This is a genomic window from Umezawaea sp. Da 62-37 (assembly GCF_032460545.1).
Taxonomy (GTDB): Bacteria; Actinomycetota; Actinomycetes; order Mycobacteriales; family Pseudonocardiaceae; genus Umezawaea.
The window spans coordinates 3,757,143-3,771,365 of the sequence record NZ_CP135965.1 but is presented as its reverse complement, the minus strand read 5'-3'; the positions used below and the strand labels follow the sequence as shown (position 1 = coordinate 3,771,365).

14 protein-coding genes are annotated in these 14,223 nt (G+C 71.0%); 11 read left to right on the top strand and 3 right to left on the bottom strand.

Annotated features, from left to right (window positions below):
- Window positions 1–124 precede the first annotated feature (124 nt).
- Both RM788_RS16615 and RM788_RS16610 read left to right on the top strand, forming a co-directional pair.
- Window positions 125–1,765, top strand: a complete 1,641-nt coding sequence (locus tag RM788_RS16615) for a sensor histidine kinase (protein ID WP_315932579.1) — start codon at window positions 125–127, stop codon at window positions 1,763–1,765.
- Between the two features lie 6 nt (window positions 1,766–1,771).
- Entirely contained in the window at window positions 1,772–2,422 is a 651-nt protein-coding gene (locus RM788_RS16610) for a response regulator (protein WP_315932578.1), read from the top strand.
- A gap of 111 nt (window positions 2,423–2,533) precedes the next feature.
- On the opposite strand, the gene RM788_RS16605 is transcribed toward RM788_RS16610, so the two are convergent.
- Window positions 2,534–2,800, bottom strand: a complete 267-nt coding sequence (locus tag RM788_RS16605; RefSeq protein WP_106188009.1) for a GlsB/YeaQ/YmgE family stress response membrane protein — start codon at window positions 2,798–2,800, stop codon at window positions 2,534–2,536.
- A 154-nt stretch (window positions 2,801–2,954) separates the two neighbouring features.
- On the opposite strand from RM788_RS16605, the gene dxr reads away from it, so the two are divergent.
- From dxr to map, 8 genes are all read left to right on the top strand, one after another.
- Entirely contained in the window at window positions 2,955–4,217 is a 1,263-nt protein-coding gene (gene dxr, locus RM788_RS16600; RefSeq protein WP_315932577.1) for a 1-deoxy-D-xylulose-5-phosphate reductoisomerase, read from the top strand.
- Between the two features lie 2 nt (window positions 4,218–4,219).
- Window positions 4,220–5,416: a M50 family metallopeptidase gene (locus RM788_RS16595; protein ID WP_315932576.1), complete on the top strand. Its 1,197-nt coding sequence runs from the start codon at window positions 4,220–4,222 to the stop codon at window positions 5,414–5,416.
- A 40-nt stretch (window positions 5,417–5,456) separates the two neighbouring features.
- On the top strand, window positions 5,457–6,587 hold the full coding sequence (gene ispG, locus RM788_RS16590) for a flavodoxin-dependent (E)-4-hydroxy-3-methylbut-2-enyl-diphosphate synthase (RefSeq protein WP_315934652.1): 1,131 nt from the start codon (window positions 5,457–5,459) through the stop codon (window positions 6,585–6,587).
- Between the two features lie 150 nt (window positions 6,588–6,737).
- Complete coding sequence (locus RM788_RS16585; RefSeq protein WP_315932575.1) at window positions 6,738–7,592, top strand: GNAT family N-acetyltransferase; 855 nt, start codon at window positions 6,738–6,740, stop codon at window positions 7,590–7,592.
- Window positions 7,593–7,614: 22 nt separating this feature from the next.
- Entirely contained in the window at window positions 7,615–9,420 is a 1,806-nt protein-coding gene (locus RM788_RS16580) for a penicillin-binding transpeptidase domain-containing protein (protein WP_315932574.1), read from the top strand.
- A 28-nt stretch (window positions 9,421–9,448) separates the two neighbouring features.
- Window positions 9,449–9,721, top strand: a complete 273-nt coding sequence (locus RM788_RS16575) for a type II toxin-antitoxin system Phd/YefM family antitoxin (RefSeq protein WP_315932573.1) — start codon at window positions 9,449–9,451, stop codon at window positions 9,719–9,721.
- Window positions 9,718–10,107: a type II toxin-antitoxin system VapC family toxin gene (locus tag RM788_RS16570; protein ID WP_315932572.1), complete on the top strand. Its 390-nt coding sequence runs from the start codon at window positions 9,718–9,720 to the stop codon at window positions 10,105–10,107. Before RM788_RS16575 ends, RM788_RS16570 begins: the two co-directional genes overlap by 4 nt.
- Window positions 10,108–10,149: 42 nt before the next feature.
- Window positions 10,150–11,007 carry a type I methionyl aminopeptidase gene (gene map / locus RM788_RS16565; protein WP_315932571.1) on the top strand — a complete coding sequence of 286 codons (858 nt, stop codon included), beginning with the start codon at window positions 10,150–10,152 and terminating at the stop codon, window positions 11,005–11,007.
- Here map and RM788_RS16560 read toward each other — a convergent pair.
- Window positions 10,994–11,692 (bottom strand): alpha/beta fold hydrolase, encoded by a 699-nt coding sequence (locus tag RM788_RS16560; protein WP_315932570.1) that lies wholly within the window; start codon window positions 11,690–11,692, stop codon window positions 10,994–10,996. The two genes, map and RM788_RS16560, sit on opposite strands and share 14 nt — an antisense overlap.
- Window positions 11,693–11,699: 7 nt before the next feature.
- Between RM788_RS16560 and RM788_RS16555 the strand changes: the two genes are divergently transcribed.
- On the top strand, window positions 11,700–13,271 hold the full coding sequence (locus tag RM788_RS16555; RefSeq protein ID WP_399343750.1) for a cobyric acid synthase: 1,572 nt from the start codon (window positions 11,700–11,702) through the stop codon (window positions 13,269–13,271).
- Window position 13,272: 1 nt separating this feature from the next.
- On the opposite strand, the gene RM788_RS16550 is transcribed toward RM788_RS16555, so the two are convergent.
- Window positions 13,273–14,187 (bottom strand): EamA family transporter, encoded by a 915-nt coding sequence (locus RM788_RS16550; protein ID WP_315932569.1) that lies wholly within the window; start codon window positions 14,185–14,187, stop codon window positions 13,273–13,275.
- Between the last annotated feature and the right edge of the window lie 36 nt (window positions 14,188–14,223).

Below are 14,223 nucleotides of genomic sequence, written 5' to 3'. Positions count from 1 at the left end.
CGGAGCGGACGGCCGCACTGGACGCCGAGTGCGGCGAAGACCCCGCCGACCGGTCAACTTTCGTCGTCGGGCGGAGCGACCAACGCGAGCCGACAGGGCGGCCGCGGTCTCGTAGGTTGGGACCGTGACCATCGTCGTGCGCCGATTCGCGCCCGAGCTGACCGGGCTGCGGGACCGGCCGTCGGCGTACCTGAGGGACGTCCTGCACCGGTTCCGGCAGGTCACGCCGTGGCGGGTCGGGTGCGAGGTGTTCGGCCTCGCCTGGGTGTTCCTGCTCGACCTCGCCCCCGGCTGGCTGGCCGACAGCCACGCGTCCGGGTGGTCGCTGGTCGCGCTGGGCGCGGCCTTCGTCGCGCTCTACCTGATGCGGCTGTGCTTCCCGGCGGTCGCGCTGCTGCTGGCCCTGCTGGTGGCGTTCGGGACGGACTGCGGCGGCATCACGCTGATGGTGGTCGTGGCGTACGCGGCGGGTCACCGGATCGAGTCGTGGCGGCGGGCGCTGCTCACGGCGGTGCTCGGCCTCGCGCTCTACATGCTCCTGTGGGAGGGCGGGGCGCCGGGGCTGACCGGCCTCTTCGGCTCGTTCGTGATGCTGACCGTCTACGGGATGGTGGTCGCGCTGCCGTTCCTGGTCGGCCGCTACATCGCGCAGCGCAACGCGCTGGTGGCCGCGCTCCAGGAGCGCGAGGAGCGGATGCGCCGGGAGCGCACGATGCTGACCAGGCAGGTCCGGCTGCGGGAGCGGAACCGGATCGCGCAGGACATGCACGACAGCCTCGGCCACCGGCTCAGCCTCATCTCGGTGCACGCGGGGGCGCTGGCGCTGGACGGCGACCTGGGGGAGAAGCAGCGCGAAGCGGTCCAGGTGCTGCGCAGCGCGGCCCTGACCGGCATGGAGGAGCTGCGCGGCGTGATCGGGGTGCTGCGCCGCGACGACCCACCGGAGGACGACCTGGCCCGGCGCACCGTGGAGGCCATCGACGAACTGGTCGACGGCGCCCGGCGGGCCGGGGTGCGGGTCAGCCTGGTGCGCGGCGGCCAGCCGTGCCCGCTGCCGTCGAAGGTCAGCCACGCCGCGTACCGGGTGGCGCAGGAGGGGCTCACCAACGCGAACAAGCACGCGCCGGGGGCGAGCGTGCAGCTCACCGTGAAGTACGAGCCGGACGCGCTGGTCGTGGAGGTGCGCAACAACCCGTCGCGGTCCGGCGCGGCGGGCGACCCCGGCGTCGGGCTGATCGGCCTCGGTGAACGGGTGCGCGTCGCGGGCGGCCTGCTGCACGTGGGACCGCTGCCGACCGGCGGGTTCCGGATCGCCGCCGTGCTGCCGTACGAGGACACGACCGTCGCCGAGGAGCCCGAGGACAGCGACGAGGTGCTGGTCGCCGGATCCGCGCGGACGGGCGTGCGCAAGTGGGCCGGTGTCGGGTCGATCGTCGCCGCGGGCCTGGTGGTGTTCGTGGTCGTCGGCGGCTACACGTGGATCGGCATCCAGCCCGTCACGAACGTGGTCGACCGCCCGTTCTACGACTCCGTGCACGTCGGGCAGCCCGAGGCGGAGGTGCGGGCGAGGCTGGGTTCAGGGGCGCAGCCCGCGCAGTCCGTCGGCGACCTGCGGGACCGCTCGGCGCCGGAACCGGCCGGGGCCGTGTGCGAATACCGGCTGGCCGACGAGCAGACTTACACCTCCGGCGGCCAGCTGGTCCTGCGGTTCTGCTTCGCGGGCGGCAGGGTCGTCGAGAAGAACTCCCACCTGCAGAGGATCTGAGTGACCGTGATCCGGGTCTTGATCGCCGACGACGAACCGCTGATGAGGGCGGGCATCAAGGCCATCCTCGGCACCGCCGACGACATCGAGCTGGTCGCCGAGGTCGGCGACGGGCGCGAGGCGGTGCGGGTCGTGCTGGAACGGCGGGTCGACGTCGCCGTGCTGGACATCCGGATGCCCCGGATGGACGGCCTGGCCGCCGCCCGCGAGCTGCGGTCGGTCGCCCCGACCGTCCGGGTGGTGATGCTGACGACGTTCGGCGAGGACGACAACATCGTGCGCGCCCTGTCCGACGGCGCCGCGGGCTTCCTGCTCAAGGACTCCGCGCCCGAGGAGCTGCTGCGCGCGGTCCGCGCCGTGCACGTCGGCGAGGCGTACCTGTCGCCGATGGTGACCAGCCGCGTGGTCGGCATGGTCGCGCACGCCGGTCAGCCGCGGCGGCAGGAGGCGAAGCGGCAGGTGAACGGCCTGACCGAGCGCGAGGTCGAGGTGCTGGCGCTGCTCGGGCTCGGCATGTCGAACGCCGACGTCGGCCAGCGGCTGCACATGAGCGAGGCGACGGTGAAGACGTACGTGAGCCGGTTGCTGGCCAAGCTCGGGCTCACCAACCGGGTCCAGGCCGCGCTGCTGGCCAGGGACGCGGGCCTGGCGGGCTGAGAACGGCGCCGGGACCAGCGGCGTTGAGGACAGCCGCGCTCAGGACAGCCGCGCTCAGGACAGTGGAAAGGGCCGCCCCCGAGGGGACGGCCCTTCCGTCGTTCGAGCGGGTCAGGCGTGTGCGCGACGACCCGTGACCAGTCGGTAGATGCCGAGCAGCACCAGCGAGCCGAGGATGGCGAGCAGCCACGTGCTCAGGTCGAAGAAGCTGTTGATGTCGCTGTTGAACAGCGCGCGGCCGATGAAGCCGCCGAGGATGGCACCGACGATGCCGATCAGCATCGTGATGATGATGCCGCCGGGGTCCTTGCCCGGCATGATCGCCTTGGCAATTGCACCCGCGATAAGACCCAGGACGATCCAGCCCAAGATGCCCACGGGGGCTCTCCTTCCAGCGGGCCGCGGCGGGCTTTTCCCTCGCGGCGTCAGGGGTGGAGTGCCCCGCTTCGAACGGGACCATGCGTGATTTACCGTTCCGTAATCTGAGTGCCTCCATGTGGTCGATCGGCCCGGTCCGGAAGAATCCGCGGACATGGACACCTCCGCGCACGCCACCCGGACGACGCCGCAGTTCACACCTGCCGCGCGGTCCGTGCTCCTCCTCGGGTCGACGGGTTCGGTCGGGACGCAGGCGCTCGACGTGATCGCCGCGAACCGCGACCGGTTCTCCGTCGTGGGCATCGCCGCGGGGGGTGCCGACCCGGCCGTGCTCGCCCGCCAGGCCATCGAGTTCGAGGTGCTGGCCGTCGCCGTCTCGCGCGCCACGGCCGCCGAGGACCTCACGCTCGCCCTCTACGCCGAGGCCCAGCGCCGCGGGTACGCCCAGGGCGGGTTCCGGATGCCGAAGGTCTTCGCCGGGCCGACGGCCGTGCTCGACCTCATCGAGTCCACGCCCGCCGACGTCGTGCTCAACGCCATCACCGGCTCGCGCGGCCTGGAGCCCACGCTCCGCGCGCTGGCCACCGGCGCGACCATGGCGCTCGCGAACAAGGAGTCGCTGATCGCGGGCGGCTCGCTGGTGCTGAACGCCGCCAAGCCGGGCCAACTGGTCTCCGTCGACTCCGAGCACTCCGCGATCGCCCAGTGCCTGCGCGGCGGCCGCGCCGACGAGGTGGACCGGCTGGTCCTCACCGCGTCCGGCGGCCCGTTCCGCGGCCGCACGCGAGCCGACCTGGACAGCGTGACGGCGGCGGACGCGATGGCGCACCCGACGTGGGCGATGGGGCCGGTCATCACCATCAACTCCTCGACCCTCATCAACAAGGGGCTGGAGCTGATCGAGGCGCACCTGCTGTTCGGCGTGCCCTACGACCGGATCGACGTGGTCGTGCACCCGCAGTCGGTCGTCCACTCGATGGTGGCGTTCACCGACGGCTCGATCCTGTCGCAGGCCAGCCCGCCCGACATGAAGTTGCCCATCTCACTGGGCCTGGGCTGGCCCGACCGCGTCCCCGGCGCCGCTTCCAGGTGTAGTTTTGCAGTGCCGACGGCCTGGACTTTCGAGCCGCTCGACAACGACACCTTCCCGGCGGTCGAACTGGCCAGGCACGCGGGATCGACGGGCGGTTGCCTGCCCGCGATCTACAACGCCGCCAACGAGGAGGCCGTCGACGTCTTCCTGGACGGCAACACGGCTTTCACCTCCATCGTGGACACTGTCACACGAGTGCTCGACGAGGCGGACGGGTGGGCGCACGAGCCCGCCGACGTCGCCGAGGTGCTCGCGGCCGAGGACTGGGCACGCGCACGGGCACGCGAACTTGTGGCCACTTCGGTGGAGTCTGGAAGGGACTGAACGTGGTCAACGTCTTGGGCGTGGTGCTCTTCGCACTGCTCATCGGTGTGTCGATCGCCCTGCATGAATTCGGCCACCTGCTGACCGCGAAGGCGTTCGGCATGAAGGTGACCAGGTACTTCATCGGTTTCGGGCCGAAGATCTGGTCGTTCCGCAAGGGTGAGACCGAGTACGGGCTCAAGGCCATCCCGGCAGGCGGGTTCTGCGAGATCACCGGCATGACCGCGCTGGAGGAGGTGCACCCGGACGACGCGCCGCGCGCCTTCTACCGGCAGAAGACCTGGAAGCGCGTGGTCGTGCTGTCCGCGGGCTCGATCACCCACTTCATTGTCGGGTTCGTCGTGCTCTACGCCATGGCCGCGACCATGGGCCTGCCGAACCTCAAGAACGAGCCGGTCATCGCCGCGGTCAGCGACTGCGTGCAGAGCGGCCCGGCGACCGCCGCGTGCACGAGCGGCGCGCCGGCCCCGGCCAAGGCCGCGGGCATCCAGCCGGGCGACCAGATCGTCGCCGTGGCAGGCCAGGCGACGCCGACGTGGACCGAGCTGCTGAAGAAGACGCAGGAGCGCGGCGGGTCGACCGAGTTCACCGTCCTGCGCGACGGCACCGAGATGAAGGTGACCATGGACGTCCCCAGGGTGACCCGCGAGGTCACCAAGGCGGACGGCACCAAGGAGAGCCGCGAGGTCGGCGCCATCGGCGTCCAGTGGCAGAACAACTTCGACTACAACGTGCTGACGGCCTTCGGCGGCGCGACCGCGTTCACCGGCGACATGTTCGTGAACACCTGGCACGGGCTGCTGAAGTTCCCGGAGAAGATCCCGGCGGTCATCAAGGCCATCGGCGGCGGTGAGCGCGACCTGGAGTCCCCGGTCAGCGTCGTCGGCGCCAGCAGGCTCGGTGGCGACGCCGCCGAGCAGGGCCTCTGGCAGTTCTTCCTGCTGATGCTCGCGGGCCTCAACTTCTTCGTCGGCGTGTTCAACCTCCTGCCGCTACTTCCACTCGATGGTGGTCACATTGCGGTGAACCTCTACGAACGGGTGCGAGACTGGCTCCGCAGGCTGCGCGGCAAGCCCGCCGGTGGGCCCGTGAACTACATGCGGCTCCTCCCGCTCACGTACTTCTTCATCTTCATCGGTGGTGGCATCACGCTGCTGACGGTGACCGCCGACATCGTCAATCCGATCAGACTCCCCTAGTGAGAGGTGCAATTCCATGAGTGACGGCGTAATGCTCGGTATGCCGGCATTGCCGCCGCCGGTGTTGTCCGAGCGTCGCAAGACGCGGCAGCTCATGGTGGGTTCGGTAGGTGTCGGCAGCGAGTTCCCGGTGTCCGTCCAGTCGATGACGACCACCCTGACCTCGGACGTCAACGCGACGTTGCAGCAGATCGCGGAGTTGACCGCGTCCGGCTGCGACATCGTGCGGGTGGCGTGCCCGTCGCAGGACGACGCGGACGCGTTGAAGGCGATCGCGACCAAGTCGCAGATCCCGGTGATCGCGGACATCCACTTCCAGCCGAAGTACGTGTTCGCGGCCATCGAGGCCGGCTGCGCGGCGGTCCGGGTGAATCCGGGCAACATCCGCAAGTTCGACGACCAGGTCAAGGAGATCGCGGCCGCGGCGAAGGACCACGGCACCCCGATCCGCATCGGCGTGAACGCCGGGTCGCTGGACCCGAGGCTGATGGCGAAGTACGGCAAGGCGACGCCGGAGGCGCTGGCCGAGTCGGCCATGTGGGAGGCGTCGCTGTTCGCCGAGCACGACTTCCACGACATCAAGATCTCGGTGAAGCACAACGACCCGGTCGTGATGATCAGGGCGTACGAGATCCTGGCCGAGCAGTGCGACTACCCGTTGCACCTCGGCGTGACCGAGGCCGGTCCGGCGTTCCAGGGGACGATCAAGTCCGCTGTCGCGTTCGGGGCGCTCCTGCGGCAGGGGATCGGCGACACGATCCGGGTGTCGCTGTCCGCGCCGCCGGTCGAGGAGGTCAAGGTCGGCATCCAGATCCTCCAGTCGCTGAACCTGCGGCCGCGGAAGCTGGAGATCGTGTCCTGCCCGTCGTGCGGGCGGGCGCAGGTCGACGTGTACACGCTCGCGGAGCAGGTCACGGCCGGGCTCGAGGGCATGGAGGTGCCGCTCCGGGTCGCCGTCATGGGCTGCGTCGTCAACGGGCCGGGCGAGGCCCGCGAGGCGGACCTAGGGGTCGCGTCGGGCAACGGTAAGGGCCAGATCTTCGTGAAGGGCAAGGTCATCAAGACCGTGCCCGAACACCAGATCGTGGAGACGCTGATCGAGGAAGCCATGCGGTTGGCGGAGGACATGGAGCCCGTCGAGGGGCTTTCGCCCGCCGTCTCGGTCAGCTGACCTCGGATTTCGCCGGAACGGCGGTCACCGGATGGTCGGTGGCCGCCGTTCCGCGTCACGGGCCCCGACCCGGCCCGAACGGCTCTCGCGCCACCGAAGTGGTTCCGGGTGAGCGAGCGCTTTCCCCTGTTCATCTGGCAGGCTTAGGACGTGCTGAGGTTGGCCGGAGCGCGGCTGCTCGATGGACGGGACCTGCCCGAGGTGCTCGGGCTGTTGGAGGCCGATCCCGTGGCTTCCTGCATGGTCGCCGCGCGGGTCGAGATCGCCGGGCTCGACCCGTGGCGGCTCGGTGGCGAGGTGTGGGCGTGCGATCACCGGGCCCTGCGCGGAGGGCGGGTCGACGGGCTGTGCTTCGCCGGGCCGAACCTGATCCCGCTGCGGGGCAATTCCACGGCGTTGCGCAGCTTCGCCGACCGGGCTCGGCGGCGGGGGCGGATGTGCTCGTCGCTGGTCGGACCCGCTGAGCAGGTGTTGGGGCTGTGGCAGGAGTTGCAGCCGGACTGGGGACCCGCGCGGGAAGTGCGCGACGACCAGCCGTTGATGGCGTTGGGGCGCGGGCCCGATGTGGAACCGGATCCGCTGGTGCGGCCGGTGCGCCCCGAGGAGCTCGACCGGTACCTGCCCGCGGCGATCGCGATGTTCATCGAAGAGGTGGGTGTCGACCCGTGCGCCGAGGACGGCGGCGCGGGCTACCGGGCGCGGGTGTCCGAGCTGATCGCCGGAGGTCGGGCGTTCGCCCGGTTCGAGGGCGGTGACGTGGTGTTCAAGGCCGAGATCGGGGCCATGTCGAGCAAGGTCGGCCAGATCCAGGGCGTGTGGGTGCGGCCGGACCGGCGGGGCGAGGGCATCGGCACGGCGGCGACCGCCGCGGTGGCGGACCGGTTGGTGCGCGGGCTCGGGAGGACGGCGAGCCTGTACGTGAACGGGTACAACGAGGTCGCCAGGGCGGCGTACCGGCGGATCGGTTTCACCCAGGTCGGGCAGTACGCCACGGTTCTGTTCTGATTCCTTGCGGCATACTGCGGCCGTGCGGGTGAACCCTGAGTTGACCGTCGTGTTGGGCGCGCTGCTGGTGATCAGCGGTTGCGGGCTGTTCCAATCGAGGCCCGGACCCGACCGGATCACGGATGATTTCCTGGCCCGGCTGTCGAGCGGGGACACGCAGGCCGCGGCCGCGCTGACCGACGACCCCGGCCAGGCCAAGGACGTCCTGGACAAGGTGCGGGCCGCGTTGAAGCCCGAGTCGGTGAAGGTGAAGGTCGACCAGGTCCGCAACGCCAAGGGCGAGGGCACCACGGCGGACGCGACGATCACCTACGACTGGGACCTCGGGCACAACCACGTCTGGAACTACCAGGGCAAGCTCGACCTGCGCCGGGACGACGACGACTGGAAGGTCCACTGGGAGCCGTCGCTGGTGCACCCGAAGCTGGCCGCCCAGCAGAGCCTCGCGGTCGCGGACCTGACCCCGAACCTGGCGCCCGTCCTGGACCGCGACGGCTCGCCGCTGCTGGCCCCGGAAGCGGTCGTGTCGATCCTGGTCGACCGCAAGGACGTGCCCGACCTGCCCGCCGTCACGACGGCGTTGGGGGAGGCGCTGACGCCGTTCGACGCGGCGCTGACCCCGCAAGCCATCGCCGACGGCGTGGCGAAGACGCCCGAGGGGCAGGTCTACCAGGTGGCAGCGCTGCGCGACGCGGACTACCAGGTGGTGAAGCCGAAGATCTACGAGCTGCCCGGCGTGCGGTTCAGCTCGCAGACCAGCCTGCTGCCGCCGGTGAAGAACTTCGGCTCGCAGGTGCTGCCCGCGATCCGCAAGGCGGTCGAGGAGGAGGTCGCGGGCCGCGCGGGCTTCCGGGTCTACACCGTGAACTCCGCCGGTGACGAGCTGGAGGGCCTGTTCGAGAAGCCGTCCGAGCCCGCCGACGCGGTGAACAGCGTGCTGAGCAAGATCGTGCAGACCGCGGCGGAGGACGCCGTCGAACCGCTGACCCAGCCCGCGATGCTGGTCGCGATCCAGCCGTCCACCGGTGACGTCCTGGCCGTCGCGCAGAACGGTCCCGCCGACGCGCAGGGCGCCATCGCGCTGACCGGCCAGTTCCCGCCCGGCTCCACGTTCAAGATCATCACAGCCGCCGCCGCGCTGGAGGACGGCAAGGTCCAGGCGGACACCCCGGTGCCCTGCCCCGGCAAGACCACGATCGACGGCCGCCGCGTCGTGCCGAACGACCACGACTTCGACAAGGGCACGATCCCGTTGCACAGCGCGTTCGCGTTCTCCTGCAACACGACGTTCGCCGAGATCGCCGCGGGCCTGCCCGCCGACGCGCTCACCAAGACCGCCGACAAGCTCGGCATCGGCGTCGACTTCGACATCCCCTCGATCACCACCATCACCGGCTCGACCCCGGCCGCGACCGACGTCGTGGAACGCGCGGAGGACGGCTTCGGCCAGGGCAAGGTCCTCGCCAGCCCGTTCGGCATGGCCGTCGCCGCGGCCACCGTCGCGAGCGGCACCCTGCCCCTGCCGTCGCTGCTGCGCGGCCGGCAGACCAAGGCCGACCACACCCCGACACCCGTCGCCCCCGCCGTGCTCGACCCGGTCCGCCAGATGATGCGCGAGGTCGTCGAGGTCGGCACCGCCCAGCTGCTCGTGGACGTCCCGGACGTGCGCGGCAAGACCGGCACGGCCCAGTTCGGCGACGGCGTCAACTCCCACGGCTGGTTCGTCGGCTACCAGGGCGACCTCGCCTTCGCCACCCTGATCCTCGGCGCGAACTCGTCGATCCCGGCGGTGGAGGTGACGGGGAAGTTCTTGCGGGCGTTGGGCTGAATGGTCTAATCATGCTACTGTGTAGCACATGGAGTCGATCGGTGTTCGGGAACTGCGGCAGAACGCGAGCGTGTACCTGAGGCGGGTAGCGGCCGGTGAGTCGATCACGGTCACCGATCGGGGAGTTCCCGTCGCGGTGCTCGCACCACCGCCGCGGGACGTGACGCTCCGCGAACGCCTGCGCCAGAGCGGCGAACTCCTTCCTGCGGACGGTAGTCGCGCCACGCTGCTCGAACCCCCGCTCGAATCCGACCTCGATGTCTCAGCTGAGCTGGACGCCCTCCGAGAGGACCGATTTTGATCTACCTCGATTCTTCCGCACTGGTGAAGCTCGTGCGGAAGGAAGCCGAGAGCGCGGCGTTGGGTCTGTGGCTGAAGGACAACGACCACCCGGTGGTCAGCAGTGCCTTGGCGCGCACCGAAGTCGTCCGAGCGGTTCGTCGTGATTCGGAAACCCTCGGCGCCAGGGCCGCACGGGTGTTGTCGGGTGTGGAGACCATGCCCATGACCTACGACCTCCTCGACGAGGCGGGTCTGCTGCCGGGTGATCTGCGCAGCTGCGACGCCATCCACCTGGTGTCGGCTTTGAGGCTGCGAGGCGACCTCGACGCGTTCGTCGCGTACGACAAGCGGCTCATGACCGCGGCGCAGGACGCGGGTCTGCACGTGGTCGCTCCGACGGCCTGACCACGTGACGGGCGTACGGCAAAGCGCCGTAGGGTGTTCGCCATGCCCGTTCGTGCCGCGCTCAAGCCAGGCCAGATGTCCCCCCGTCGCCCCGTGCCCTCGTCGATAGCCCGCCCCGAGTACGTGGGCAAGCGGGGCCCGACGAAGACCGATGACCCGTGGGTGCAGCCGCCCGAGGTGATCGAGGCGATGCGGGTCGCGGGCCGTCTCGGGGCGCAGGCGTTGCAGGAGGCGGGCAAGGTCGTGGCGCCCGGTGTGACGACGGACGAGATCGACGCGGTGGCGCACGAGTTCCTGTGCGACAACGGCGCGTACCCGTCGACGCTGGGCTACCGGGGTTTCCCGAAGTCGTGCTGCACGTCGCTGAACGAGGTCATCTGCCACGGCATCCCGGACTCCACGGTCGTGGAGGACGGCGACATCGTGAACATCGACGTGACCGCCTACATCGGCGGGGTGCACGGCGACACGAACGCGACGTTCCTGGCCGGTGACGTGAGCGAGGAGAACCGGCTGCTGGTCGAGCGCACGCACGAGGCCACGATGCGGGCGATCAAGGCGGTCAAGCCGGGCCGTCAGCTCAACGTGGTGGGCCGGGTCATCGAGGCCTACGCGAACCGGTTCGGCTACGGCGTGGTGCGCGACTTCACCGGCCACGGCATCGGGCGGACGTTCCACAGCGGGCTCGTGGTGCTGCACTACGACGCGCCGCACGTCCCGACCGTGATCGAGACCGGCATGACGTTCACGATCGAGCCGATGATCACCCTCGGCGGGATCGAGCACGACACCTGGGCCGACGACTGGACGATCACGACCAAGGACAAGAGCTGGACCGCCCAGTTCGAGCACACGATCCTGGTCACCGACGACGGCGCCGAGATCCTCACAGTCTGCTGAGCAGCTCCACCAGCGCCGCGGCGACCTGCTCCGGGTGGGTCGCCGCCGCCAGGTGGTGCAGCTCCAGCTCATCGACGGGCCAGCCCTGCGCCCGTGCCGCGGCGGCCGCGTCGGCGTACTCGCCGCTGAGCCTCAGGTACGCCGAGGGGCCCGGCCACGGCACCGACGGCCGCTGCTCCTTCAGGAACGCCAGCGGCACCTCGGGGGCCTCCTCCAGGATCTCCGCGAGCTGCACCGGGTCCGGGATCAGCGCGGGCAGCACCTCCGGCGGGAACCAGCGGTCCCAGCGGGGCATGACGTCCTCGCGGGAGATCTTGCGCATGTGCGCCATCAGCTCCGGCGAGAACGTCTCCCGCCAGCTCTTGCCCGGCGTCGGCAGGTCGGCGTCGACGTAGACGAGCGCGTCGACCTCGGTCTCCAGCGCGTAGGCGAACGCGGGCAGCAGCGGCCCGGCCCCGCTGTGGCCGACGAGGACCAGTCCGCCCTCGACGGCGGAGTTGTCCACGGCGTCGGCGAACTCGCCGATCATCCGCTGGTGCACCGGCGCCGAGTTCACGCTCACCCGCAGGTCGAGCAGCACCACCGGGTGGCCGTGCGCGGTGAGCGCGTCGGCGAGCGGCCGCAGGGTGGCGGGTCCGAGGAAGGGGCTGTGCACCAGGACCGTGGTGGCGGGAACGTCGACCATGGGGGGAATGATGTCAGTCGGGACCGACATCGGGGGGAGAGCAGTCGTGGCGGGTGCGTTGCTGGTGGCCGGGACGACCTCCGACGCGGGCAAGAGCGTGCTCGTGGCGGGCATCTGCCGGTGGTTGGCGCGGCGCGGGGTCCGGGTGGCGCCGTTCAAGGCGCAGAACATGTCGAACAACTCGGTGGTCGCGTTCGACGGCGGCGAGATCGGCCGCGCGCAGGCCGTGCAGGCCGCCGCGTGCGGGCTGGAGCCGAGCGTCCGGTTCAACCCGGTGCTGCTCAAGCCGGGTGGCGACCGGACGTCGCAGGTGGTCGTGCTGGGCCGTGCGGTCGGTGAGGTGTCCGCTTTGTCCTACCGGGACCGCAAGGCCGAGCTGTTCAAGACGGTCTTGTCCACTTTGGACTCCTTGCGCGGCGACTACGAGGTCGTGGTGTGCGAGGGCGCGGGCTCGCCCACCGAGATCAACCTGCGGGCCAACGACATCGCGAACATGGGCCTGGCGCGGGCCGCGGGCCTGCCGGTGCTGGTGGTCGGCGACATCGACCGCGGCGGCGTGTTCGCGCACCTGTTCGGCACGCTCGCGCTGCTCGACGCGGCGGACCAGGCCCTGGTGACCGGGTTCGTGGTCAACAAGTTCCGCGGCGACCCCGCGCTGCTCGAACCGGGGCTGCGCCAGCTGCGGGCGCTCACCGGCAGGCCGGTGTACGGGGTGCTGCCGTGGCGCGAGGAGCTGTGGCTCGACGCCGAGGACTCGCTGTCCTACACCGCGGACGGCGTGATCGGCAGGCCGCGACCGCCGGTGGGCGAGCAGTGGCTGCGGGTCGCGGTCGTGAGGCTGCCGCGGATCTCCAACGCGACGGACGTGGAGGCGCTGGCGTGCGAGCCGGGCGTGTCGGTCCGGTTCGTCACCGAGCCCTCCCGCGTCGCCGACGCGGACCTGGTGGTGCTGCCCGGTTCCAAGGCCACCGTCGACGACCTGGCGTGGCTGCGCAGGACCGGGCTGGCCGACGCGATCACCGCGCACGCCCGGCGCGGCCTGCCGGTGCTCGGGATCTGCGGCGGGTTCCAGATGCTCGGCGCCGGGATCACCGACGCCGTGGAGTCACGCGCGGGTGAGGTGGAGGGCTTGGGGCTGCTGGACGTGGACGTGCGGTTCGACGTGGACAAGACGCTGCGCAGGCCGACCGGCACGGCCATGGGCGAGCCGGTCACCGGCTACGAGATCCACCACGGCAGGGTCGTCCGCCGGGGTGAGCTCGACGGCCTCGTGGTGCTGCCGGACGGCACCGGGGAGGGCGCGGTCGCCGGACCGGTCGCGGGCACGCACTGGCACGGCCTGCTGGAGAACGACGCGTTCCGCCGCGCCTTCCTGCGCTGGGCCGCGGCCCGAGCGGGCCGGGACGGCTTCGAGCCCGCCGCGGACGTCGACTTCGCCGCCGCCCGCGCCGCCCAACTCGACCTGCTCGGCGACCTGGTGGCCGACCACCTGGACACCGAAGCCCTGCTCGGCCTGCTGGCCCGCGGAGCACCGTCCGGTCTGCCGTTCGTACCGCCGGGCGCGCCGCCCGCCCCGTGACTCAGGCGGGGCCTGCCGTCGACGCCGCTGGAACGGGTTCGTCCGCGTGCGGTCGAACGGGGTCCCGCTGCCTGATCGCCGTGCCCGCCATGCCCGCGATGACCAGCAGCCCGGCCGTGCAGCGCAGGACGGTGAGCTCCTCGCCGAGGAAGACCCACGCGGACAGCATTCCGACGACCGGCACCAGCAGCGAGAACGGCGCGACCGTGCCCGCGTCGTACTCGCGCAGCAGGAACCCCCACAGGCCGAAGCCGAGCAGCGTCGAGATCCACGCGACGAACCCGAGCGACGCGGCGCCGGTCCAGTCGAACCCGCGCAGCGCCGCCAGGTCCGCCTCGGGGCCCTCGACGAGCAGCGACAGCCCGAACAGCGGCAGCACCGCGACCGCGCTGACCCACACGATGAAGCTGAGCGCGTCCGGCGGCCTCGCGTGCCGGGTGACCACGTTGGACAGTCCCCAGCAGGCCGCACCGGCGATCACCAGCAGGAAGGCGCCCAGCGGGCTGCCGACGCCGTAGTCGAGGGCGATCACCAGGATGCCCGCCGAGGCCACCCCGATGCCGACGAGCTGGGCCCGGCGCGGCCGTTCGCGGAGCAGGACCGCCGCGAACACGACGGTGAAGACCACCTGGCTCTGCAGCACCAGCGACGACAAACCGGCGGGCATCCCCGCGTGCATCCCGCTGAACACGAACCCGAACTTCGCGACGCCGAGGACCAGCCCGACCGCGACCACCCACTTCCACGCCACCCTGGGCGGGCCGACGAGGAAGAGGGCGGGGACGGCCGCGACGAGGAAGCGGAGGCCGGAGAACAGCAGTGGTGGGAAGTCGCGCAGGCCCAGCTCGATGGCGACGAAGTTGACGCCCCAGATGGCCGCGACGAGGACCGCGAGAGCTGTGTGCCGTGGTTTCACGAGGTCGAGTCTGGGTTCGCCGACTGTTCAGCACCA

Coding starts and splice junctions, on each gene's coding strand:
- dxr (WP_315932577.1), top strand. CDS start 2,955: ATGGACACCTCCGCGCACGCCACCCGGACGACGCCGCAGTTCACACCT.
- ispG (WP_315934652.1), top strand. CDS start 5,457: ATGCCGGCATTGCCGCCGCCGGTGTTGTCCGAGCGTCGCAAGACGCGG.
- RM788_RS16575 (WP_315932573.1), top strand. CDS start 9,449: ATGGAGTCGATCGGTGTTCGGGAACTGCGGCAGAACGCGAGCGTGTAC.
- map (WP_315932571.1), top strand. CDS start 10,150: ATGCCCGTTCGTGCCGCGCTCAAGCCAGGCCAGATGTCCCCCCGTCGC.
- RM788_RS16560 (WP_315932570.1), bottom strand. CDS start 11,692: ATGGTCGACGTTCCCGCCACCACGGTCCTGGTGCACAGCCCCTTCCTC.
- RM788_RS16555 (WP_399343750.1), top strand. CDS start 11,700: ATGATGTCAGTCGGGACCGACATCGGGGGGAGAGCAGTCGTGGCGGGT.